This is a genomic window from Salinibacterium sp. SWN1162, assembly GCF_015864675.1.
Lineage (GTDB): Bacteria > Actinomycetota > Actinomycetes > Actinomycetales > Microbacteriaceae > Rhodoglobus.
Genome location: NZ_JADYWT010000004.1, coordinates 182157 through 203641 on the forward strand (window position 1 = coordinate 182157; position 21485 = coordinate 203641).

Annotated in this window: 23 protein-coding genes; 15 read left to right on the forward strand and 8 right to left on the reverse strand. The window is 61.4% G+C overall.

Annotated elements, in window-relative coordinates; all coding sequences use genetic code 11:
• The first annotated feature begins 33 nt into the window (after nucleotides 1–33).
• The 6 genes from I6E58_RS13715 to I6E58_RS13740 all read left to right on the forward strand — a co-directional run bounded on the left by I6E58_RS13715 (nucleotide 34) and on the right by I6E58_RS13740 (nucleotide 5397).
• The gene (locus tag I6E58_RS13715) at nucleotides 34–1275 is read left to right on the forward strand and encodes a benzoate/H(+) symporter BenE family transporter (RefSeq protein ID WP_307842162.1); all 1242 of its coding nucleotides are present in this window, start codon (nucleotides 34–36) and stop codon (nucleotides 1273–1275) included.
• A complete protein-coding gene (locus I6E58_RS13720) occupies nucleotides 1272–2351 on the forward strand; it encodes an acyltransferase family protein (RefSeq protein ID WP_197134757.1) in 1080 nt (359 codons plus the stop codon). Before I6E58_RS13715 ends, I6E58_RS13720 begins: the two co-directional genes overlap by 4 nt.
• A 92-nt stretch (nucleotides 2352–2443) precedes the next feature.
• The gene (locus I6E58_RS13725; protein ID WP_129071019.1) at nucleotides 2444–3268 is read left to right on the forward strand and encodes a DUF4397 domain-containing protein; all 825 of its coding nucleotides are present in this window, start codon (nucleotides 2444–2446) and stop codon (nucleotides 3266–3268) included.
• Between the two features lie 68 nt (nucleotides 3269–3336).
• Nucleotides 3337–3945 (forward strand): class F sortase, encoded by a 609-nt coding sequence (locus I6E58_RS13730; protein ID WP_129071018.1) that lies wholly within the window; start codon nucleotides 3337–3339, stop codon nucleotides 3943–3945.
• A 20-nt stretch (nucleotides 3946–3965) separates the two neighbouring features.
• Nucleotides 3966–4526, forward strand: a complete 561-nt coding sequence (locus I6E58_RS13735; protein ID WP_129071017.1) for an RNA polymerase sigma factor — start codon at nucleotides 3966–3968, stop codon at nucleotides 4524–4526.
• Nucleotides 4513–5397, forward strand: coding sequence for an anti-sigma factor (locus I6E58_RS13740; RefSeq protein ID WP_197134758.1), 885 nt, complete (start codon nucleotides 4513–4515; stop codon nucleotides 5395–5397). The genes I6E58_RS13735 and I6E58_RS13740 overlap by 14 nt, the downstream gene beginning before the upstream one ends.
• A gap of 108 nt (nucleotides 5398–5505) precedes the next feature.
• On the opposite strand, the gene I6E58_RS13745 is transcribed toward I6E58_RS13740, so the two are convergent.
• From I6E58_RS13745 to ppk2, 3 genes are all read right to left on the reverse strand, one after another.
• Nucleotides 5506–6513 carry a helix-turn-helix domain-containing protein gene (locus tag I6E58_RS13745; RefSeq protein WP_197134759.1) on the reverse strand — a complete coding sequence of 336 codons (1008 nt, stop codon included), beginning with the start codon at nucleotides 6511–6513 and terminating at the stop codon, nucleotides 5506–5508.
• Nucleotides 6514–6628: 115 nt separating this feature from the next.
• Complete coding sequence (locus tag I6E58_RS13750) at nucleotides 6629–7594, reverse strand: alpha/beta hydrolase (RefSeq protein WP_197134760.1); 966 nt, start codon at nucleotides 7592–7594, stop codon at nucleotides 6629–6631.
• Between the two features lie 142 nt (nucleotides 7595–7736).
• Nucleotides 7737–8639: a polyphosphate kinase 2 gene (ppk2, locus tag I6E58_RS13755; protein WP_197134761.1), complete on the reverse strand. Its 903-nt coding sequence runs from the start codon at nucleotides 8637–8639 to the stop codon at nucleotides 7737–7739.
• A gap of 159 nt (nucleotides 8640–8798) precedes the next feature.
• On the opposite strand from ppk2, the gene I6E58_RS13760 reads away from it, so the two are divergent.
• The gene (locus I6E58_RS13760) at nucleotides 8799–9914 is read left to right on the forward strand and encodes an LLM class flavin-dependent oxidoreductase (protein ID WP_197134762.1); all 1116 of its coding nucleotides are present in this window, start codon (nucleotides 8799–8801) and stop codon (nucleotides 9912–9914) included.
• Between the two features lie 52 nt (nucleotides 9915–9966).
• Nucleotides 9967–10599: an FMN reductase gene (locus I6E58_RS13765; RefSeq protein ID WP_197134765.1), complete on the forward strand. Its 633-nt coding sequence runs from the start codon at nucleotides 9967–9969 to the stop codon at nucleotides 10597–10599.
• A 146-nt stretch (nucleotides 10600–10745) separates the two neighbouring features.
• Here I6E58_RS13765 and I6E58_RS13770 read toward each other — a convergent pair whose 3' ends face one another.
• A complete protein-coding gene (locus I6E58_RS13770; protein ID WP_129071010.1) occupies nucleotides 10746–10928 on the reverse strand; it encodes a DUF5302 domain-containing protein in 183 nt (60 codons plus the stop codon).
• 321 nt (nucleotides 10929–11249) lie between these two features.
• Here I6E58_RS13770 and I6E58_RS13775 point away from each other — a divergent pair, with 321 nt between their 5' ends.
• On the forward strand, nucleotides 11250–13499 hold the full coding sequence (locus tag I6E58_RS13775) for a polyribonucleotide nucleotidyltransferase (RefSeq protein WP_197134768.1): 2250 nt from the start codon (nucleotides 11250–11252) through the stop codon (nucleotides 13497–13499).
• A gap of 191 nt (nucleotides 13500–13690) precedes the next feature.
• Nucleotides 13691–13876: a hypothetical protein gene (locus I6E58_RS13780; protein ID WP_129071008.1), complete on the forward strand. Its 186-nt coding sequence runs from the start codon at nucleotides 13691–13693 to the stop codon at nucleotides 13874–13876.
• A 73-nt stretch (nucleotides 13877–13949) separates the two neighbouring features.
• Here the strand turns inward: I6E58_RS13780 and I6E58_RS13785 are convergent, their stop codons facing one another.
• The gene (locus I6E58_RS13785; protein WP_197134771.1) at nucleotides 13950–14483 is read right to left on the reverse strand and encodes a YbhB/YbcL family Raf kinase inhibitor-like protein; all 534 of its coding nucleotides are present in this window, start codon (nucleotides 14481–14483) and stop codon (nucleotides 13950–13952) included.
• Between the two features lie 193 nt (nucleotides 14484–14676).
• Here I6E58_RS13785 and I6E58_RS13790 point away from each other — a divergent pair, with 193 nt between their 5' ends.
• Entirely contained in the window at nucleotides 14677–15669 is a 993-nt protein-coding gene (locus tag I6E58_RS13790; RefSeq protein ID WP_129071006.1) for an aldo/keto reductase, read from the forward strand.
• A 110-nt stretch (nucleotides 15670–15779) separates the two neighbouring features.
• On the opposite strand, the gene I6E58_RS13795 is transcribed toward I6E58_RS13790, so the two are convergent.
• Nucleotides 15780–16370, reverse strand: a complete 591-nt coding sequence (locus tag I6E58_RS13795) for a TetR/AcrR family transcriptional regulator (protein ID WP_129071005.1) — start codon at nucleotides 16368–16370, stop codon at nucleotides 15780–15782.
• A 313-nt stretch (nucleotides 16371–16683) separates the two neighbouring features.
• On the opposite strand from I6E58_RS13795, the gene I6E58_RS13800 reads away from it, so the two are divergent.
• Both I6E58_RS13800 and I6E58_RS13805 read left to right on the forward strand, forming a co-directional pair.
• Nucleotides 16684–18054: a pitrilysin family protein gene (locus I6E58_RS13800; RefSeq protein ID WP_197134773.1), complete on the forward strand. Its 1371-nt coding sequence runs from the start codon at nucleotides 16684–16686 to the stop codon at nucleotides 18052–18054.
• 18 nt (nucleotides 18055–18072) lie between these two features.
• Nucleotides 18073–18675, forward strand: coding sequence for a histidine phosphatase family protein (locus tag I6E58_RS13805; protein WP_129073432.1), 603 nt, complete (start codon nucleotides 18073–18075; stop codon nucleotides 18673–18675).
• A 28-nt stretch (nucleotides 18676–18703) separates the two neighbouring features.
• On the opposite strand, the gene I6E58_RS13810 is transcribed toward I6E58_RS13805, so the two are convergent.
• On the reverse strand, nucleotides 18704–19198 hold the full coding sequence (locus tag I6E58_RS13810; RefSeq protein ID WP_307842164.1) for an N-acetyltransferase: 495 nt from the start codon (nucleotides 19196–19198) through the stop codon (nucleotides 18704–18706).
• A 118-nt stretch (nucleotides 19199–19316) separates the two neighbouring features.
• On the opposite strand from I6E58_RS13810, the gene dapB reads away from it, so the two are divergent.
• Both dapB and I6E58_RS13820 read left to right on the forward strand, forming a co-directional pair.
• Nucleotides 19317–20069: a 4-hydroxy-tetrahydrodipicolinate reductase gene (dapB, locus tag I6E58_RS13815; RefSeq protein ID WP_197134777.1), complete on the forward strand. Its 753-nt coding sequence runs from the start codon at nucleotides 19317–19319 to the stop codon at nucleotides 20067–20069.
• Entirely contained in the window at nucleotides 20066–20515 is a 450-nt protein-coding gene (locus tag I6E58_RS13820) for a hypothetical protein (RefSeq protein WP_197134779.1), read from the forward strand. The genes dapB and I6E58_RS13820 overlap by 4 nt, the downstream gene beginning before the upstream one ends.
• 57 nt (nucleotides 20516–20572) lie before the next feature.
• On the opposite strand, the gene I6E58_RS13825 is transcribed toward I6E58_RS13820, so the two are convergent.
• Entirely contained in the window at nucleotides 20573–21484 is a 912-nt protein-coding gene (locus I6E58_RS13825) for a TIGR01777 family oxidoreductase (protein WP_197134781.1), read from the reverse strand.
• Nucleotide 21485: the final 1 nt, after the last annotated feature.

Genomic DNA, 21485 nt, shown 5'->3' on the forward strand with positions numbered 1-21485 from the left:
CGCGCGACAGCCCTCGTCGAGCGCGCCGGTAGAGTGGGGCCGCACAACTTTCGTGCGGTCAACCCACCGAAGGATTTCGACATTTTCCAGCTCTTCTCGACCGGCATCATTGCGGGGATCGCGGGCTTCGCGTCATCCTTCACGCTCGTGGTTGCTGGCCTGCAGGCGGTGGGGGCGAGTGATGCGCAGGCAGCATCCGGTCTCTTGATCCTCACGGTGATGATGGGGCTTGTCACGATCGGGATGGCATGGCGCTACCGGATGCCGATCACAGTGGCGTGGTCAACTCCCGGTGCTGCGCTGCTGATCGTTGCAGCCCAGGGAGACGTGCAGTTTCAGGCTGCGGTCGGAGCCTTTATCGTCTGCGGAGTTCTCATCATGGTGTGTGGCCTCGTGCCCGCGCTAGGGCGATTGATCACGCGGATTCCGCAGCCGATCGCGAGCGCGATGCTCGCGGGCATCCTGTTCCCGATCTGTCTCGCTCCCATCACTGCGTCCGTTGAGTATCCCTGGCTCGGCTTGCCGATGGTAGTGACGTGGTTGATCCTGCTCAAGGTTGCCCCGCGGTGGGCTGTACCCGGAGCGCTCGTCGCGGCGATTGTCGCTATTGCACTCACCACAGAAGGGAGTGTGTTCGGTGGTGCAGCCGTCGCGCCGCAGCTCACGCCCGTTGTGCCAGTGTTCGACCCGACTCTTATCCTGAGCCTCGGCATCCCTCTCTTCGTCGTCACGATGGCGGGGCAGAACGTGCCGGGTTTTACCGTGATGCGCAGCTATGGCTACGCGGTTCCGGCCGGCCCCGCACTTTCTGTCACCGGAGCCGCATCGGTGGCGAGTGCGTTCTTCGGCGGTCACGCTCTCAATCTCGCCGCAATAACTGCCGCGCTCACCGCCAGCGAGGAGGCACACGACGACCCCAAGAGACGCTGGATCGCCTCTGTCGCCGCTGGGAGCACCTACGTGGTGATCGGTCTCGCCGCCGGGTTCGCAACGGCACTCGTATCGGTGGCGCCGCCCATCGTTGTCGTCGCCATAGCGGGGCTCGCAGTAATCGGCGCCCTCATTACGTCGGTGCGCTCGGCTCTGGATGCTGCTGAGCACCGGATCGCCGCGATAGCGACCTTTCTCGTCGCGGCTTCGGGGGTGACCGTGATCGGAATCGGCTCCGCGTTCTGGGCGCTCCTTGTGGGAGCAATCATCATGCTGTGGCTCGGCTGGAGCCGATCTGCCGGTCGGTCGAAACCCGTGACGACAGAAGAACCGAGTTCGACATGACCCAGAACACTTCACGCGACCCTTATCTTGACAATGCCAAGGCGATTCTCATCATCCTTGTCGTCGTCGGCCACGTGATCGAGCGCATCGATCGAGGATCAGCCGATGGCGTATACACGTGGATCTATCTCTTTCACATGCCGGCGTTCGTGTTCGTCTCGGGCTACTTCTCGCGAAGCTTCGTGGGTAACCCGAAGCAAATGGCGAGTCTTATCTCGGTACTAATCGCACCCTACGCGCTCTTCCAGATCATTTTTGCTCTCGAAAATTGGCTGATTCTCGGCAACAGCTTCGAGTTGCGACTCTTCGTTCCGGGGTTCGCGCTCTGGTATCTCCTGGCGTTGCTGGTGTGGAGACTCGCGATCCCGCTACTGCGCGCAGTGCGCCATCCAGTGCTGATTTCGTTCGCTGTCTCGATTCTTTCGGTGCTGGCGGGTGGCGTCTCACAGGATCTGTCAGCGGCCCGCATCCTCTCGTTCTTGCCCTTCTTCACTCTCGGGCTTTTCACCACGCCTGACCACATCGATAAATTCAAGCGGCTGACCGCTCCGCTGTGGGTGAGAGTGGGTACCGGAACGTTGTTCGCTGCTGCTGTGGTTGCCACCTATCTCGCGCACGACGTGCTGCCTCGACGCTGGATCTACATGTACGGCCAAATGGATACATTCGGCCTCACCGAGGTTGAGCATGTCGTGGTGAGGGTGGGCGTGCTCGTCACGGCGTCAGTGATGTCGCTCGTGTTCTTCTCGTTGGTGCCTCGATTCAGTAGCCCTCTTACCGCCCTTGGGCAGAGAACGCTCCAGATCTATCTGCTGCATACGATTGTTCTCTACCCATTGCGGCCGCTGATCGGTGACTGGTCTGGCTGGACCATCGGCACCGTCGCCTTAGCCGGAGTATTCGGTGTCGCGCTCGCGGTGGTTCTGGGCACACCGGCCGTGGCTCGAGCCACGCGGTGGCTCACTGATCCGCTGGCGTTCGTGGCTCTGGTTCGCGGCACTAGAGAAAGTCCCGCGCGGCTAAAGATCCGCTGCCGTGCGGATGACCAAACGAACCACCACGAAAAGAAACTTTAAAGTTTTGTGAGATTGCTGCATCCAAAACAGGGGTTCAGTCGGAAGTACTCCATGTAAGGCGATTTACGCCCGACCATGAGAGGACATGAACAGTGCGAAACAAAATTTTTGCTGGTGTAGCCGCCGGAGCCATTGCAGCCGTCGGAGTAGCAATCCCCGCGAACGCCATTTCAGACACCACCGCAGACCTCTACGTTCTGCACGGAGTACCAGGACTCACCGTTGACGTCTACGTGAACGGCGAGCTGACCCTCGATGACTTCGAGCCCGGTGACCTTGCTGGCCCGCTCGACCTTCCGGCCGACACGTACACAGTCGCGATCACCGCTGCGGATGCGGAAGACGACTCCGAGCCGGCCATCGGCCCGATCGACCTCACGCTCGAAGCCAACATGAGCTACACCGCGGTCGCTCACCTCGACGAGTCCGGTGACCCCACCGCCAGCCTCTTCACCAACGACCTTTCTCCGGTCGCTGCTGGTGAAGGTCGTCTGACGGTCCGCCACACGGCCGCAGCGCCTGCGGTAGACATCCTTGCCAATGACGCCGTGGCCTTCGAGAACCTCAGCAACCCCGACGAGGTGAAAGCTGACCTCGCCGTCGGAACGATTTCCGCAGCGGTAGCCCTCACGGGAACGACTGACCCGGCCATCGGCCCGGCTGATGTCGACATTGCTGAAGGTGTCAACACGATCGTGTACGCCTGGGGTAGTGCAGAAGACGACAACCTCGACCTCGCCGTACAGACCATTGACGGTCTTCACTCGAACCCGAGTGGCGTAGATGCAGGAACCGCCGGCCTCGCGGCTGACAGCAACAATGGCGCACTCGTCGCTGGCCTCGGTGGCCTCGCAGCGCTTCTTGCCCTCGCCGGCTTTGCTGCAACACGTCTCTTCGCTGCACGCGCAGCCAAGTAGACAACACCTGCTACAACTCAGTCACACTCAATAACAAGCACCCGCAGAACCCCAGCAAGGAGAACGTCATGGCCTCGAGAATCCTAGCCCTCACCGCCATGGCGCTTCTCCTTGCTGGTTGTGCTTCACCCCCCGCCGAATCGATCGCTCCGCGTCCCGTGCCGTCTGCGGCCCCGACCGCCGTGGTCGACGTACCCCGCCAGTCGAGTGAGATCGCTCCCGTCGAGCAGCTCGCCGCTCCGGTACGCATCCAGATCCCTTCCGTCTCGATCGATATCGAGATCACTCCCGTCGGTGTCGAAGATGACGGCGTCATGGAGATTCCCCAAAACATTCGTGTCGCCGGGTGGTACCGCTACGGCCCCTCGCCGGCCAGCGACACCGGCTCGACCGTGATCACCGCGCACGTCGACGACTTCGAGCAGGGCCTTGGCCCCTTCGCGTATCTCAAAGAGATGCCCGCGGATGCCGAGATCATTGTCACGACAGATGACGGCGTCGACCACCGCTACCTCCTCGAATCTCTGCAAAACATCAAGAAGACGCAGTTGCCTCTCGACCAGGTATTCGATCGAGATGGCGCACCTCGAATTGTGCTCATCACGTGTGGGGGACAGTTCGACGAGAACGTCTTGAACTACTCTGACAATGTCATAGCGATTGCCAACCCGCTGTGAACACCCTCAACCGGAGAGCTATGACCGACGACGAAGCCGCAGACGAAGCCCGCACCACGCAGGCATTCATCGCTGGCGACGAAGCGGCGCTCGCCGCGGTGTACAAACGGTGGTCGTCGCTCGTCTTCACGTTGGCGGTGCGGTCGCTCGGCGATCGGGGAGACGCGGAAGACGTCACTCAAAAAGTATTCGTCTCCGCGTGGACTGGGCGCTCGAGTTTCAAGCCGGAGCGTTCGAGCCTCTCCGCCTGGCTGGTCGGCATTACCAAAAACAAGATTGCCGACACTCACGAGGCTCGCGCCCGTATTCGTCGGCTTCAAGAAGAGCTGGCGTCTACGACATCGAGAGCAGAGGCAGTCGCGGAAGACTTCGATCTGGCCGACACCCTCATGATGGCCGACGAGATCTCTCGCCTCGAACCGGACGCCCAAGCAATTATGCGATTAGCGTTTTTTGATGATCTCACCCACAACCAAATAGCCGACCGTCTCGAACTACCTCTCGGAACGGTCAAGAGCCATATCCGGCGCAGTCTGCAACGGATGCGAACACGATTGGAGGCGACCTATGCGACACGTTGATCCTGAGGTCCTTGCGCTGCTTGCCCTGGGCGAGCAAGTTGCCCTCCCCGAAGACAGCGCGCACGTCAGCGAATGCGATCGGTGCCGCGGTGAGATAGAAATCCTCTCGCGCGCTGCCATGATCGGCCGCTCGACGTTTGATGCTGGCGAACTGCTCGAGGCACCGTCACGAGTTTGGGATCGCATCAGCGACGAACTGTCTCTGTCTGCTCAGACGACCAGCGTGTCATCCGATACTGCTGTGATCGATGACAGTGAAGCCGAGGTGCCAAGCGATGACTTGGCACATAAGCGCGCCGCACGGCTCAGCGAGGGGCGTGAGGAGTCAGAATTCGATGCTTCTGGCGACTCTGTGGATGCCCTCGCCAGCGACACTGATGCCGCCGTCTCTGAAGGCGCCATCGTGCATTCGCTCGCTGAGCGTCGACGCCGCCCGTGGATCGGAATCGTTGCCGCTGCGGCCGCCGTCACACTGGTCGCGGGTGCAGGAACCGCCCTCTGGGCGACGCTGAGCCCCGCCGCACAACCGACCATTCTCGCCAGCGCTACGCTCGACGCTTTTCCCGGTTGGCAAGATTCCACCGGCGAAGCGACGCTTGAGCAACTACCCGATGGCACGCGGGTGATCGACGTCAACCTCGATGCTCCCGCCACCGACGGTGGTTATCGCGAAGTGTGGTTGATCACGACGGATGCCACGGCTCTCGTCAGCCTCGGAATTGTGGAGGGCACGTCAGGTCAGTTCACCGTTCCCGAGGGCCTCGATATGTCGAGTTATGACCTCGTCGATATTTCGGAGGAACAGTTCGACGGAGACCCGGCGCACTCGGGCGATTCAATTGTGCGCGGGCAGCTCTCCACTCAAGCGTAAAGATCGAGGCTGCCGTCGCTGGCAGAGTGTCGCGGGCAGAGTCTCGCGGGCCGGGGATCGCCGGCCGCGAGCGGGGTCCGATCGAAGCGGTGGTTACTCGGGCGGCGCCTACTCGAAGCGGGCGGATTCCAAGCGGTGAAGGGCGAGCGCAACGGAGAGCCGGGTGCGACCGCGCGACGTGCGCACGTCGAAGCCGAGCTTGGCGCTTAACTCTTCTGCCCGGGATTGCACCGTGGAGTGGTGAAAGCCGAGTGTCGCCGCCGCAGCCCGCAGACTCTCGCTCGCGGCCAGAGTGTCGAGCATCGGCAAGATGCGCGGGGTTTCGCGAATCACGACACCGAGCGATTGCAGATCGCAATTCTCCGGAGCTTCGGCGGGACTGATCTCGGCGAGCAACAACAGCGAACCTAGATCGTCGCCATACAGCACGGGCTCATGATCGGAAGTCAGCCGCAGCGCGGTGAGCGCCGAAGCCCACGAACGCCCCAGATCGGCGGGGGAGGCAGCGATGCCGACGCCGGCACGCTCGGCGACGACGGCATCCGTGCTCAGCACAATCTCGGCGCGAACTGCTCCGGCCATGGTCGTGATCACGGCGGAAGGCCCCGCAGCGACTCGTGTAGTACTGGCCGGCTGCGCGATGATGCGATAGCGGGTGGTGGGGACCAGGCGAAGTGTCTGAGCCGCGGCGTGGCGGCTCTCACCTGTTTCGGCAGCGTCGAGAAGGGTTTCGACCGGATTGTGAACTGATTCGGCCGGGCCGGTGCGTTCGAAGAGGATGCTGAGGGCAAGCGTGACGCGCTCGAGGATCATGTCATCGTTGGCGTGCGCGTTTCCGGTCCGTTCGAGCCAGACGGTCCCTCCGCCCGTAACTGCTCGCGCTGGCCACGACTCCGGCGTACCGAATTCTGCGCTTCGACGCCCGCGCTCATCGACGCGCAGGCTGAGGGACGGTGAGAGGAGCCCGGTGGCGCATCCGGCCAGCATGCTGGCGCCGCGCAGCAGAACTTCAGCGCTCGCGTGACCCGCGGTGAGCGCGTCGAAGTAGGAGATCACTCGCAGCGTTTCGCTGGCCTCGGGATCGAGCGCCTTCAAACGTCCGGCTAGTTCTTGCATTGTCGTTCCGCCTCTGTGGTTCGAGCCCCACTCTATTGCGGACCATTCAGAACGAACAGTCGGGAGCGGACTCGAACCACAGTTGTGTCGGCTTCGGGTGCGTGCGGTTGGCTCGTTACAGGCCGAGCGTGCGACGCAGCCAATTCAGTCGGGCATCCTGAGTCGCGACCGAGAGCGCCGCTAACGGAGCCATCGAGTCGTAGCCGTGGAAGCCACCGGGCCAGACATGGAGTTCGCAGTTTCCCCCTGACGCCCAGATCGCCGAGGCATACGCAACATCTTCGTCGCGGAAAACCTCCGAGGTCCCCACGTCGATAAAGGTGGGCGGCAAGTTGCTCAGATCTGTCGCACGAGCGGGGGCCGCATAGATCGAGACCTGATCAGTCTTGCGACGGTCGCCAAGTAGAGCGTCCCACCCCGTGTCGTTGCTTCCGCGATCCCACACGCCGGTGCCATCAATCTGATGACTCGAGACGGTCTCGTTGCGGTCGTCGAGCATCGGGTAGATCAACAATTGCGCGGCCAAAGCGGGGCCGCCGCGGTCGCGCGCCATCAGCGTTGTTCCCGCCGCAAGACCGCCGCCGGCACTGCCACCGGAGATGATGAGCTTCGCGGGGTCAATGCCGAGCCGCTCAGCATTGTCGGCCGTCCAGACGAGAGCTGCGTAGCAGTCGTCGACCGGGGCGGGGTCTGGATGCTCCGGAGCCAGACGATACTCGACGGACACCGCTACGGCATCCAACTCTTCGACCCACGCGAGCATCGTCTCCATGCCCATGAATCGATCGCCGATGATCATGCCGCCACCATGAGTGTGGAGGATACCGAGACCGGCAGTGGTGTGATCAGTGCGCTGGAAAATGGAGACGATCAGGTCGCCACCGGGCCCCGCGAAGGTTTCTTCTCGATGGCTAACGGGACGATCGAGCAACAGCTCATCGACGGCGGTGACGAAGCCGGCCCGCAGAGGCTCAATCATCTCGGGAGTAACGGTCGGGGGCAGCTGCTCATTGACGATGGCTAACACGGCGGCAAGCTCGGTATCAAACGGGGGAGCGGGATGAATTTTACGAGTAGACATGTGACCTCCATTGGTCAGGCGCCACGGCATTGTGACGGCCTGTCTCCACGCTAGAGCGTGGAACCGCGCACCAGTACCGCCACACGGTCCACGTTTCTCGTGCAGCAGCCGCCAGATGGCGGTGTCAGCCCGAAATCATCCTTCACACCGTGGGAAAGTTGGCCCCCAGCGTGTCGCCGTCTTCGTAAATCGATTGCGGGCTTCCGATCACGCGGGAGTCAGGAGTGCCGACCACCTCATAGTCCTTATTCGTATAGGGGAACTGTGCCAGTAGCCAGCGCATTGCTTCGATGCGTGCGAGCTTCTTGTCGTTGGATTTCACCACTGTCCACGGGGCTTGTGGGGTATTGGTGTAGAAAAACATGGCCTCTTTCGCTTGCGTGTAGTCGTCCCATTTGTCGAGGCTCGCGAGGTCGGTGGGGGAGAGCTTCCACTGTCGAACAGCGTCGTGGGATCGGGCCGCAAACCGCGCACGCTGCTCGTCGCGGCCCACGGAGAACCAGAACTTGACGAGATGGATGCCCGATTGCACGAGCATGCGCTCGAACTCCGGCGCGGAGCGAGTGAACTCGAGATGTTCTTGCGGCGTGCAGTAATCCATGACGCGTTCAACGCCCGCTCGGTTGTACCAGGAACGGTCGAAGATCACGATCTCGCCCCCGGTCGGCAGATGCTGCACGTACCGTTGGAAGTACCACTGCTTTCGTTCCCGCTCGGTCGGAACTTCGAGAGCGACGACGCGGGCACCTCGGGGGTTCAGGTGCTCCATGAAACGCTTGATTGCGCCGCCCTTGCCGGCGGCGTCGCGTCCCTCGAAGATGATGACGACTTTGCGGTCAGTTTCTTTGATCCACGACTGAAGCTTGAGCAGCTCGATCTGAAGCAAGCGCTTCTGGCGCTCATATTCGCGCCGGGACATTTTGGTCTCGTAGGGATGCCCGTGCCGCCACGCTACCTTGGGCGCATCGGGAGGCAGGACGGTATTCGGCAGCGCGAGGGGAGCGCTTGTCGTGGGATCAACAGAGTCACTGTTAGCAGGGTCCATATCTCAATTCTACAGAGTGTAGAAATAATCGCACTGTGTGCGACGCTCCAACTCGAGTACCCGCCATGTGGCGGTACGGGGCTGGAATGATCCGCCGTCAGCGTGGTTGAACCGGATAACTGATCCATCCACACAGATTTTGGGAGACCGGAGCACACCATGCAGTTCGGAATTTTCACCGTCAGCGACGTCACAACAGACCCGACGAACGGCCGCACGCCCACCGAGGGCGAGCGCATCAAGAACATCGTCACGATCGCGAAGAAGGCGGAAGAAGTCGGGCTCGATGTATTCGCCCTGGGGGAGCACCACAACCCGCCGTTCGTCTCCTCAAGCCCCACGACGACGCTCGCGTACATTGCGGCGCAGACCGAGAAGCTCATTCTCTCGACGAGTACGACGCTGATCACCACCAATGACCCCGTGAAGATAGCCGAAGACTACGCAATGCTTCAGCACCTCTCCGATGGTCGCACAGACCTGATGATGGGCCGCGGCAACACGGGGCCCGTGTACCCGTGGTTCGGCAAAGACATTCGGGAGGGCATCCCGCTCGCCATCGAAAACTACTCGCTGTTGCACAAGCTCTGGCGCGAAGAGTTCGTCGACTGGCAGGGCAAGTACCGCACCCCGCTGCAGGGCTTCCAGTCAACGCCGCGACCCTTGGATGGCGTGCCTCCCTTTGTCTGGCACGGGTCGATCCGAAGTCCCGAGATTGCCGAACAGGCTGCGTTCTATGGCGACGGCTTCTTTGCGAACAACATCTTCTGGCCCAAAGAGCACTACATGAAGCTCGTGAACTACTACCGTCAGCGCTTCGAGCACTACGGCCACGGCACGGCAGCTCAGGCCATCGTGGGTCTTGGCGGTCAGGCGTTCATGCGCAGCAACTCGCAGGCCGCGAAGGCCGAGTTCCGTCCCTACTTCGACAACGCTCCCGTGTACGGTCACGGGCCGTCGATGGAGGACTTCACAGACCAGACGCCCCTGGCCGTCGGCAGCCCGCAAGAGGTCATCGACAAGTACGCCGGAATGCGCGAACACTTCGGCGACTACCAACGTCAGCTCTTCCTCATGGACCACGCCGGCTTGCCGTTGAAGACGGTTCTCGAGCAGCTCGACATCCTCGGCGAAGAAGTTGTCCCAGTGCTCCGCAAGGAGTTCGCCACCAACCGCCCCGCCGAAGTTCCGGATGCCCCCACTCACGCCTCGCTCGTCGCGAAGCGTGATGCGGCGCTCGCTACCGCCGCAGCCGGCGCCCCGGCAACCGTCTAGCTCCGCTACCGGCTTGCACCCACTCCACTAGCTCCCGAGAAAGAAGCAACTCATGTCCGACGTCAAGAAGATTGCCGTCATCACTGCCGGTCTCAGCCAGCCCTCGTCCACTCGACTACTCGCCGACCGTCTCACCGAAGCAACCGTCGCCGACCTGCGCGCTCGCGGCGTCGAAGCCGAGGTGACCGTGATTGAGCTTCGTGACCTCGCGCACGACGTCACGAACAACCTGCTCACGGGCTTCCCGAGTACCAAACTCGACGAAGCGATCGCCGCCGTCACGGGGGCCGACGGGCTCATTGCCGTCACGCCTATCTTCACCACGAGCTACAGCGGGCTCTTCAAATCGTTTATCGACGTGCTCGATCCGCAATCGCTCACGGACCTGCCCGTGCTTCTGGGGGCGACCGGTGGTACCGATCGGCACTCGCTCGCGATCGACTACGCGATGCGACCGCTGTTCAGCTACCTGCACGCCGTGGCGGTGCCGACCGGCGTGTACGCGGCATCGGCCGACTGGGGCAGTGGGGGAGAAGGTAATTCGGGAACACTGCCGGCTCGGATCGCGCGAGCCGCGGGGGAACTGGCGGCGCTCGCCGCAGTGTCCGACCGTTCAAACCGGATCGTTGATCCGTTCGCGCTGCCGGATGGCTTTAGTCCGGTGGCGAGCTTCGGCGCACAGTAACCGCACGAGGGCACCCGCACTTCAGGTAGCGAGCAGGCCCGGAAACCAGAAAAGACCGTGCTGCTCGGCGAACTCCGTGATGAGGTAGTCATCCGGTGTCGCCGGGCGGCAACGGTCTTTGTGCTGCGTTATCTTGTGTCGCTGCGTTATCCGGTTTTGCGGCGGAAGTCGCGCTTGTGATCAGCGCGATCTTGCGTGCCATGGATAGCCGATTCGGCATCCAAGTGACCGGGGCGTGCGGTTTGCTTGCCCTGCTTGCGATCAAGCGCCTCGCGGAACCTGCGCTTGTTCTCTTCGCTCGCAGAGGGTGTTTCTTCTGTGGGTTCCATACCCGTTAGCTTAAACCACCCGCATGGCAGCGGGCACCGAAACCGTGTCGCGCGCCAATCTCTAGGGCTTCCCAGACCCTCGGTGCTACGATTATCTTCAGTTGCCCACGTTGTTGTAGGGCAACAAACGGAGCAGGCTGGCAAGAAGCTGGTCACCGGTGGTAATTTTCCGAGTCGTTCGGAGGCTTTCTACTGTTGGCCAGACACGCGCCGCCACTCTAGGCATGCGCGTGAACCATCGCGTCCTTCTGCCCGCTCCTGCTCCTTGACGAGTCGCTCACCACACGGGTGCGCGACGTAAAACAAAGGAGAAACCCCCGCATGGAGGGTCCAGAAATCACATTCGCCGAAGCCGTTCTCGATAACGGCAAGTTCGGCAAGCGCACCGTGCGCTTCGAAACCGGTCGACTCGCTCAGCAGGCACAGGGTGCCGTTGCTGCGTACCTCGACGAAGAAACAATGATCTTGAGCGCCACGAGCGCGGGTAAGCACCCGCGCGAAGGCTTCGACTTCTTCCCCCTTACCGTGGATGTCGAAGAGCGTTCGTACGCTGCCGGCAAGATCCCCGGTAGCTTCTTCCGCCGCGAGGGTCGTCCCTCCACGGAAGCGATCCTCGTCTGCCGTCTCATCGACCGTCCGATGCGTCCGACCTTCGTTGAGGGCCTTCGCAACGAGGTTCAGATCGTCATCACCGTTCTGAGCATCGCTCCGGACGAGTTCTACGACGCTCTCGCGATCAACGCCGCATCGCTCAGCACCCAGATCTCAGGACTTCCGTTCTATGGTCCGGTTGCCGGCATCCGCATGGCTTTGATCAACGATCAGTGGGTTGCCTTCCCGAAGTACAGCCAGCTTGCTGACGCTGTCTTCGACCTCACTGTTGCTGGCCGCATGGTCACCAACGACAAGGGTGAAGAAGACATCGCCATCATGATGGTGGAAGCAGAAGCTACCGAGAACAGCTGGGAGCTCATCAAGGCGGGCGCAACGAAGCCCGACGAGACTGTTGTCGCTCAGGGCCTCGAAGCATCGAAGCCGTTCCTCAAGCAGCTCGTCAAGGCTCAGCTCGAGGTTTCGACCAAGGCCGCAAAGCCCGTTGCCGAGTACAAGCTCTTCCCGCCCTACTCCGACCAGGCGTACAACGCGGTCAGTGAAATCGCTGAAGCTGAGCTTCGCGATGTCTACAAGATCGCCGACAAGATCGAGCGCCAGACCGCTGACGACGAGCTCAAGGCTCGAGTTAAGGCTGAGGTTCAGTCCAAGGTTGACGCTGAAGAACTCGGCGAAGATGTACTCGGCATGGTTGGCGGAGCGTACAAGGCCGTCAGCAAGAAGGTCATGCGTACTCGCGTGCTCACCGAGGGCATCCGTATCGACGGCCGTGGCTTGAGCGACATTCGTGCGCTAGATGCTGAGGTCGAGGTCATTCCTCGCGTTCACGGTTCGGCAATCTTCCAGCGCGGCGAGACTCAGATCCTGGGTGTCACCACGTTGAACATGCTCAAGATGGAGCAGCAGATTGACTCACTGGCACCAGTGACCAAGAAGCGCTACATGCACCACTACAACTTCCCGCCCTACTCGACTGGTGAGACCGGTCGTGTGGGTAGCCCGAAGCGTCGCGAGATCGGGCACGGCTTCCTTGCCGAGCGCGCCATCGCACCGGTACTTCCTGCTCGTGAAGACTTCCCTTACGCGATCCGCCAGGTATCCGAGGCTCTCGGCTCCAACGGTTCAACGTCGATGGGTTCCGTCTGTGCATCGACTCTGTCGCTGCTCAACGCTGGTGTGCCGTTGCGCGCACCGGTTGCGGGTATCGCTATGGGCCTGATTTCGGATGAGGTCGACGGCGAAACTCGCTACGCAGCTCTCACCGACATCCTCGGTGCTGAAGATGCTCTCGGCGACATGGACTTCAAGGTTGCCGGTACGAGTGAGTTCATCACTGCTATCCAGCTCGACACCAAGCTCGCTGGTCTGCCCTCGTCGGTTCTCGACGGTGCACTCAAGCAGGCCAAGGAAGCGCGTACCGCGATTCTTTCGGTGATCAACGCTGCAATCGACGCTCCCGACGAGATGGCCCCCACGGCTCCTCGCGTGATCTCGGTTCAGATCCCGATCGACAAGATCGGTGAGCTCATCGGGCCCAAGGGCAAGAACATCAACCAGATCCAGGATGACACCGGAGCCGACATCTCGATTGAGGATGACGGAACGGTCTACATCGGCGCTGTCGATGGTCCTTCTGCCGAGGCTGCACGCGCGGCGGTTAACGCCATCGCGAACCCGCTCAACCCTGAGGTTGGCGAACGCTTCTTGGGTACGGTCGTCAAGATCGCTACCTTCGGTGCCTTCGTATCGCTCACCCCGGGCAAAGACGGACTGCTGCACATCTCTGAGGTTCGCAAGCTTGCCGGTGGCAAGCGTGTGGAGAACGTCGAAGACGTGCTCGGAGTCGGCCAGAAGATTCAGGTTGAAATCACCAAGATCGATGACCGTGGCAAGCTCTCGCTCGCACCCGTCACTGACGAGACTGACGCAGAAGCAGCGGCTCCCGCTGACGAAAGCTAAGTCCCGCTAAACGCAGGTCACGCTGAGCGCCCATCCTCTGTAGAGGATGGGCGCTCAGTCGTTGACGGCAGCCCCGGGGGCCTGACGGGAGTTTTTCTTTTTCTCAGAGGCAGCAGTTACGGGGGTAGTCACCCTAGTCTGCCCTTCGTTGGGGTCCCCCATAGTGGGGTGTTGGGCACTATCCTGAGCGAGTGACCCGAATCACTACACCTTTTGATGTCTTCATGAGCGATATGCTCCTGTGGCTCGAGACCGCTTGGTACCTCTGGGCAGCCCTCGGCATAGTTATCGTCGTCGTGGTCGTCAGCGTGGCTGTTGCAAAGATGCGCAGCCGTGGCTACGAACGCGTTCCGCACTACTACCGTCGTAACACCTAAGAACACCGTTCGCGTTATCTCGACTGCCCGCACGACCGCTGCGGGACGCTAGTCGTGCCCGTCTTCTGTAGCGCTACTCGGCCGGCGTGCTGGAGTATCCGATCAGTTGCGCACGAGCGACAACATGATCGCGCAGCGCGAAGCCCAACATAGCGGGGGTGCTGCCCGGGGCAAGATCGAGGCGCTCGACGTTAAGCGCGCTCACGGTGAATACATAGCGGTGGGGCCCGTGGCCAGCGGGTGGGGCGGCGCCCTGGAACGCTTCGAGGCGGAGTTCATTTGGAGCGGTCATCGCGCCATTCGGCAGGAGTTGAGATTCAGGGTTGCCGGCGTCCTGAGGCAGCGATTCCACGGAGGCGGGGATGTTGTAGACAGCCCAGTGCCACCATCCGCTGCCGGTGGGGGCATCCGGGTCGTAGGTGGTGAGCGCAAAGCTCTTGGTGCCGGAAGGGAAGCCGTGCCAATGAAGAGTAGGGGAGCGGTCTTCACCGCCGGCATTGGCGATGCCGGATCGTGCGAACGTGGGGAGCTCTCCTCCGGCTTCGAAGTCGGGACTCTCCAGAGCGAACGACGGTACTTCGGGCAGTTTCCAATTGGGGTCATTCACGGCAGTGGTCCTCTCGATTGCTGAAACTCAACTGTGGCCATTATGGCGAGAATGACGGCGAGGCGACACCGCGGGGGAGGCTGACGAGCTCATCACGGCCTATTTCGACACGGACTAATAACGATCTGTCTGTCCTCCGCCTACGAAGGCAGTCGACGACATATTCTTACCAAAAGCCTTGTGGGAGGCCGTTATGACGCAAGTGCACCCGACGCGATCACTGCCGGGTTCTACTCGTGTGCGCCCAGTAGCTGGGCAGCACTTTTCGACCCGAGTCATCGGGTCTTCTGACCTTCGAGTTTTTCCGCTCGCGCTGAGCGGAAACATCTTCGGCTGGACTGCAGACGACGCGGCGACGTCGTCCATTCTGAATACTTTTGCCGATGGCGGTGGCAACTTCATCGACACGGCTGACTCGTATGCCTCTGGTCGCAGCGAGCTCATGATCGGCAAATGGATGCGCACGCGTCGCAATCGCGATCAGATCGTGGTTGCGACCAAGGTGGGAAAGAGTCGGGATAACCCGGGCATGGACTCCTCCGCGATAAAGCGTTCGGTGGATGCTTCTCTCGCGCGCTTGGGTACGTCCCACATTGACCTGTTGTACCTGCACGTTGACGACGAGTCCGTCGACTTCGATGAGACGTTGCTCGCGGTTGATGAGCTTATTGGCGAGGGTAAGGTTCGCTACTTTGGCGGCTCTGATCACACCGGCAACCGCCTCATTCAGGCCCGTATCGCGTGCGGTCAAATGGGCGTGGCTCCGATGGTGGCGGTGCAAGCTCATTACAACCTGCTCCACCGTCAGGAGTATGAAACTGGGCTCGCGCATGTCGCGGCGATTCAGGGGCTCGGCGTTATGCCGCGCTTCGCGCTCGCCAGCGGTTTCCTGAGCGGTAAGTACCGCCAGCGCGCCGATCTCGCGCTCAACTCGCGTGGCCACGATGCCGCGCAGTACTTGCGTCGTCGCGGAGTCAAGATCCTGAACGCGCTCGATGAGGTTGCTGACGAGCAAGACGAGAGCGTAGCTACCATCGCGTTGGCGTGGTTGCTGAATAAGCCAGGTATTGTGGCGCCCGTGGTGAGTGCGAGTCGTGCTGAGCAGGTCCCCGAGCTTATTGCTGCGGCGCGAGTTCAGTTGACCCGGCACCAGTCGGCCGAGCTCGACCGGGTCTCCGGCTACTAACGCGGACTCGGCGGGGGTGCCAGCAGGGCCGAGCGCACGACGATGAAAACGCTGCACGGCCGCACTGCGGCCGCGAGCGTGGTAACGAACGTGGTAACGAACGTGGGTTGTTAGACCTTGACGGCGTCGTTGAGCACTCGCTTGACGACGCGAGCCATCGCGGCGCCTGCAGCAATGGTGTCTCCGGCATATCCGCCGGCAAGAGCGCCGTCTTTAGCGAGCATGAGCTCGTCAGCGGCGTCACCCGCAAACGGGTGTTCTGCTGCGCGCATGAGGTCGTACAGCGTCTCGTTGTACCAGTCGCGATGGTCGGCGATGAGTACACGCACGGGGTGCGTCGGGTCGGGAAACTCTGCGACGACATTGAGGAACGGGCAGCCACGAAAGTCGGGCTTCGTTAGCTCGCCAGCAACCGATTCGAGGAGGCCGAGCACGGCATCGTGAGGCGAGGCGGCATTGTCGATGATCGACTGCACCTCAGCTTCGACCGCAGCCCGGCGGCTCTTGACGTACTCAAGGATGAGGTTGTCTTTTGAGCGGTAGTGCTTATAAAAAGTTGCCTTGGTCACGCTGGACTGGGCGATGATGCGATCTACACCGACGTTCAGAATGCCGTCTTGGTAGAAAAGTATGTTGGCCGTGACGAGGATGCGGCCTTTGGCCGGAGCGCGCTGCGCAGTCTCAAGAGTCTCAAATACCATCGCAGCGCACTCCTTCCGTGGAGGTTCGGATCAGGAACGTTTCCCCACTGTGTGCATCGCAAGAATTCGGGTTCAAGCGATGCGGCTTATTGAATGTGAGCGAGTTCGGGTCTCGCTCACATGGTTTACATCACCGGGTTCGGGTCCCGGTGATGGGTTGTCGGCTTCGGGTGCCTAGAAAGAACATTACCACGTGAGGACATACAGACAAGTCTGTCTGTCCTCATTTTTATCCCCCAATTTGGGGGACGTAAACGTGACTAATCCACGCTCTTGCCGTTGCGAGACCCGCAATGACGTAGGCTCATAGGTGATGAGCGACGCTGTAATTCTTCCTCTTGACCTTCCCGAACTGTCGTTCACCGCAACCGGCGACAGTCTCGTTCGTAGAACTGTGTTGCCGAGCGGTGTGCGCATTCTCAGCGAACAAGTACCGGGCGCACGCAGCGCAACGGTCGGCTACTGGGTAGCAGCAGGCTCTCGCGATGAGCATCCCGAGACCTACGGCGCGACACACTTCCTAGAGCACTTGCTCTTCAAAGGCACTGCGTCGAGATCTGCCCTCGATATCGCGGTGAGCTTTGACGCGGTCGGCGGCGAACACAACGCCATGACGGCCAAGGAATACACCTGCTATTACGCCAAGGTGCAAGACATCGATTTGCCGATGGCGATCGAAGTCATCGGGGACATGCTCACCTCAAGCCTCATCGATCCCACTGAATTTGCTAACGAACGCGGTGTGATTCTTGAAGAACTGGCGATGGCGGATGACGACCCGACCGACGTCGCGAGCGAGCGTTACTTTGAGGCCGTCTTCGGCGCACATCCGCTCGGTCGTCCCATTGGTGGCAGCCCCGAGACAATCAATGCAATCTCTCGAGAAGCCGTCTGGGATCACTACCAGTCGAACTATCGCCCCCAAGATCTCGTCATCACAGTGGCGGGAGCGGTCGATCACGACGAGCTCGTGGCTGCTATCTCGTCGTGCCTCGTGGCGGCAGGCTGGGATCTGTCTACCGAAGCGGCTCCGGTCGCTCGCCGAGACCTTTCTCGCAGTGCTCACTCCACGGTTCTAACACCGGGCCAGCGCCTGCACGTGACGCAGCGACCGATCGAGCAAGCGAACATCATTGCCGGCGTCGAAGGGCTCTCCGCCACCGACAGCCGCCGTGCCACGATGACGGTGCTGAACTCCATTCTGGGCAGCGGCATGTCGTCGCGACTCTTTCAAGAGGTGCGCGAAAAGCGGGGTCTCGCGTACTCCGTTTACTCCTTCTCGCCCAGTTACTCTGACGCTGGAGTTTTCGGCATCTACTCCGGATGCTCGCCCGCCAAGGCCAGCCAGGTGACAGACCTCATGCTCGAGGAGTTCCACAAAATGGGCACGGCTCACGTGACCGACGAAGAAATCAGTCGCGCTATCGGTCAATTGCGCGGAGCATCCGCCCTCGCGCTTGAAGACTCCGACTCGCGCATGTCGCGCCTCGGGCGCAGCGAACTCACCCTCGGCGAATTTATCGACCTTGATGCATCGATCGCCCGCATCTCTGCGGTCACTGCCGAGGACATCCAAGAACTTGCTCAAGAACTTTCGTCGCGCCCTCTCTCTATCGCAGCAGTGGGCGCCGTCAACGAAGAGATGTTCTCCGGCATCGATCTCGGCAGCGCTGCCGAGAGCTAGATCGACAAAGGAATGATGATGGCCCATTACCTGTACCTCGTGCGGCACGGCGAGCAGCAAGACGCAGAGCACGGTTTACCCGACGGCCCGCTGTCGGGCAAAGGCGTCCGGCAAGCTCAAGCGATCTCTGAGCGGCTGAGCGGGGTGCCGTTCACGCGAGCGTTCCATTCTCCGCTCCAGCGGGCCGCTGAAACCGCCGCGATCATGACCGAGCGGATGCCCGCCCTCGAGTCACAGCCGACGACGCTGCTGATGGACTGTATTCCCAGCGGGCCCACGCACGATATGCCTGCCGCTTTCGAGCCATTCTTCGGTTCGATTACCGACGAAGAGATCGATGCCGGTCAGGCGCAAATGGAAGACGCCGTTGCAGAATTTCTCACTCCGGCGCGGGAAGACCGTCACGATCTGCTGATTACGCACAACTTTGTGATCTCGTGGTTCGTGCGAGAGGTGCTCGGCGGCGATCAGTGGCGGTGGCTCGGGCTCAACCAAGCTAACTGCGGTCTCACGATCATCCGGGTGCGCAGTGCTAAACCGCCCGTTCTCGTGAATCACAACGACCTCGGCCACCTTCCCGTTGAATTACGCACCGGAATGCCGAGCGAACAGCCGTACTAAGCGTCTGTTCCTTCACACGACGTGAGGCCTAGTTTCTCGAGACGAGCGTCTTGAGATACCAGGTTGTCGCGTTGGGATTGTCGTTGTACGGCGCGCACGGTTCGAACCCGCTCGAGCGGTAAAGCCCACCAGCCGCGGCAAGACTCTCGTTGGTGTCGAGCACGAGCTCGGTTGCTCCCCAAGCACGCGCACGACGTTCTAGTTCGCCTAGTAGATCTCGCCCGAGTCCTGCTCCGCGACCCTCGGGCCGCACCCAGAGATGCTTGATCTCGAAGCGGCCGGGCTCCAGCTGGCGGATGCCGCCACAGCCCAGAGCGCGGCGTTCAGTGCCATGGTCGGCATCGCTGCCGTCCGGCTCGATCACGACGAAAACCCCGTGCGGTTCGGTGAACTGCTCGGCGCGAGGGAACGTCGTGACGTACCCCGACGGCGTCGGAAAGGTCTCAGCGCGATAGCTGAAGTACTCGGTGAGCAACTCAATAGCGAGAGCATCCGAGACAGGGAGAGAACGAAACTGAGGCACACGACCACAGTACTCTCGGCCGTGGGAGTGCATGCCGGCTGCCCACTCACCGGCAGCCGCTTCAACGCTAGTAGCCGGGGGAGTCTGCGACGCTACTCAGCGTTGGTAGATTTGAACCATGACAATGAAAGTAGCGGTAGTCGGCGCAACCGGCCGTATGGGCACATACATCAGCGGCGTGGTTGAGGCATCCGCTGAATTCTCGCTCGTGGCCTCCCTCAACTCGCGCTCAGAGCTCAGCGACATGCTCGTAGCCGACATCGTGGTGGATGTCACCGAGCCCAGTGTCTCGCCATCGGTTGTCGACTTCGCCGTGCGTAACGGCAAGAGCGTCCTCGTCGGTACCTCAGGATGGAGTGAGGATCGAGTGCAAGGCTTACGTTCGCTGCTCGCGGATACCCCTGAAATCGGCGTCGTGATCATCCCCAACTTCTCGCTTGGCTCAGCACTCGCGACGTCGTTTGCAGCCTCAGCGGCACGCTACTTCGACTCGATCGAGATCATTGAGAGTCACCACGCAGCCAAGGTCGACTCGCCCTCCGGAACCGCCGTCCGTACAGCGGAACTTATGGCCGACGCTCGCCGCGAACGCGGTCCCGCACTTGCTCCGCACGTCGACCAGCGCGCACGCGGCGAACAAGTTGCCGGAATCCCCGTGCATAGCCTGCGTATGACGGGCGTCATCGCCCATCAGCAGGTTATTTTCGGTGGCCCGGGAGAAGTGCTCACGGTCGATCACCGCACAATGTCGCAAGACTCGTACGAAGCGGGCATCCTGCTCGGCCTGCGCGCTGTGCCCACTGCTCAGGGGGTCACCGTTGGTCTCGACCAGCTCATCGATCTTTCCCCGGCAGGATCGGCCTCCGAGTGAAGACCCGTATCGCGGCCCTCGTCATGGTGGCGCTGCTCACGATCTACCTGATCTTCGTCATCAACTATGCGACGATCCTGATCCGAGCAGCCGAGCCCGTAGTGAACGTGATGGGCTGGGCACTGCTGGTGCTGCCCCTCATCGGATTTTGGGCGCTCGCGGCTGAACTGTTCTTTATTGTTCGCGCTGAACGTCTTCTCACGACGCTCACCGCCGAGGGAGCCTTGCCGGATGAGGTTGTGGAGTTGCTCCCGAGCGGTCGCCCGGACCCCTCTGCGGCGGATCGCGCATTTGATCGGTACCGCACGGAGACAGAGGCTGAACCCAGTTCCTGGCGTACGTGGCTGCGCCTAGGCCTCGCGTATGACGCCGCCGGAGACCGGGGGCGAGCGCGCTGGGCTACTCGTCGCGCTATTGCGCTGTCGCGCGGTAAAACCCCGCGCTAGTCCATAACGCCGCCCCGTTACCCCGGCCCGGCTCGCCTAGTGACTAGTGGCTAGTGATTAGTCGACAAATGCGTCGATTGCCTGCTCGATGGTGGTGTGAGTGAACGTGAACCCGGTGCTCGCCAGAGTCGGAGATTGAACATTCTCGTCGACCAAAATAAGGTCCTTGCCGGCGTCGCCCAGCATCCGAAATGCGAAACTCGGCACGGCGAACCAGTGCGGTTTGTTCATCTCGCGCGCTAGCGTTCGGGTGACGGTTTCGGCGGTAGCGGGTGTTGGGCCCACGAGAGATACGACTCCAGAAAATTCGCTACCGAGAAGGTGCACGATCGCGGCGGCTTCGTCATGCAAGCTGATCCACGGCCAGTACTGCGCCCCGCTTCCGAGCCGACTGCCTACGCCGTAGCGGGTCAACAGATTGAGCGGGGTGAAGGCTCCGCCCTTTCCTACGACGATTCCGGTACGAAACATGACGAGTCGTGTTGTCGGCGGCGTCAGACGAGCTGCTTGTTCCCACGCGTAGACAACGTCGCTCAAGAATCCAGTGCCCTTGCTCGATTCATCGGTGAGTACTTCACCAGGCCGGCTACCGAAAAAGCCCACGGCTGAACCGCTCAAAAACACCGACGGCGGCGCACTGGCGCGGCGAATCGCTTCGGCGAGCAGGCGGGTTCCATCGACGCGCGAACGCAGGATCTCGCGCTTGTAGCCGGGAGTCCACGGGATCTTTCCCGTGGACGCTCCCGCAAGGTTGATGACGGCATCCGCTCGCTCGATGGCGCGATCGTCGATCGTGCCAGCGCTGGGATCCCAGCGGAATTCGTCCGCACCCTCCGGTGCGCGGCGCACGAGACGCAGCACTTCGAAGCCGGCGGCTTCCAACTGCGACACGAGTTCGGTGCCGATATAGCCAGAAGCACCCGCAACAAGGACGCGGGAGACAGCAGGAGCAGAAGTCGATTCGCTCATA

What these genes read in the sequence shown, in the direction of transcription:
- I6E58_RS13720 (WP_197134757.1), top strand. Translation starts at nt 1,272, where the DNA reads ATGACCCAGAACACTTCACGCGACCCTTATCTTGACAATGCCAAGGCG.
- I6E58_RS13730 (WP_129071018.1), top strand. Translation starts at nt 3,337, where the DNA reads ATGGCCTCGAGAATCCTAGCCCTCACCGCCATGGCGCTTCTCCTTGCT.
- I6E58_RS13735 (WP_129071017.1), top strand. Translation starts at nt 3,966, where the DNA reads ATGACCGACGACGAAGCCGCAGACGAAGCCCGCACCACGCAGGCATTC.
- I6E58_RS13740 (WP_197134758.1), top strand. Translation starts at nt 4,513, where the DNA reads ATGCGACACGTTGATCCTGAGGTCCTTGCGCTGCTTGCCCTGGGCGAG.
- I6E58_RS13745 (WP_197134759.1), bottom strand. Translation starts at nt 6,513, where the DNA reads ATGCAAGAACTAGCCGGACGTTTGAAGGCGCTCGATCCCGAGGCCAGC.
- I6E58_RS13750 (WP_197134760.1), bottom strand. Translation starts at nt 7,594, where the DNA reads ATGTCTACTCGTAAAATTCATCCCGCTCCCCCGTTTGATACCGAGCTT.
- ppk2 (WP_197134761.1), bottom strand. Translation starts at nt 8,639, where the DNA reads ATGGACCCTGCTAACAGTGACTCTGTTGATCCCACGACAAGCGCTCCC.
- I6E58_RS13760 (WP_197134762.1), top strand. Translation starts at nt 8,799, where the DNA reads ATGCAGTTCGGAATTTTCACCGTCAGCGACGTCACAACAGACCCGACG.
- I6E58_RS13765 (WP_197134765.1), top strand. Translation starts at nt 9,967, where the DNA reads ATGTCCGACGTCAAGAAGATTGCCGTCATCACTGCCGGTCTCAGCCAG.
- I6E58_RS13770 (WP_129071010.1), bottom strand. Translation starts at nt 10,928, where the DNA reads ATGGAACCCACAGAAGAAACACCCTCTGCGAGCGAAGAGAACAAGCGC.
- I6E58_RS13775 (WP_197134768.1), top strand. Translation starts at nt 11,250, where the DNA reads ATGGAGGGTCCAGAAATCACATTCGCCGAAGCCGTTCTCGATAACGGC.
- I6E58_RS13790 (WP_129071006.1), top strand. Translation starts at nt 14,677, where the DNA reads ATGACGCAAGTGCACCCGACGCGATCACTGCCGGGTTCTACTCGTGTG.
- I6E58_RS13795 (WP_129071005.1), bottom strand. Translation starts at nt 16,370, where the DNA reads ATGGTATTTGAGACTCTTGAGACTGCGCAGCGCGCTCCGGCCAAAGGC.
- I6E58_RS13800 (WP_197134773.1), top strand. Translation starts at nt 16,684, where the DNA reads ATGAGCGACGCTGTAATTCTTCCTCTTGACCTTCCCGAACTGTCGTTC.
- I6E58_RS13805 (WP_129073432.1), top strand. Translation starts at nt 18,073, where the DNA reads ATGGCCCATTACCTGTACCTCGTGCGGCACGGCGAGCAGCAAGACGCA.
- dapB (WP_197134777.1), top strand. Translation starts at nt 19,317, where the DNA reads ATGACAATGAAAGTAGCGGTAGTCGGCGCAACCGGCCGTATGGGCACA.
- I6E58_RS13825 (WP_197134781.1), bottom strand. Translation starts at nt 21,484, where the DNA reads ATGAGCGAATCGACTTCTGCTCCTGCTGTCTCCCGCGTCCTTGTTGCG.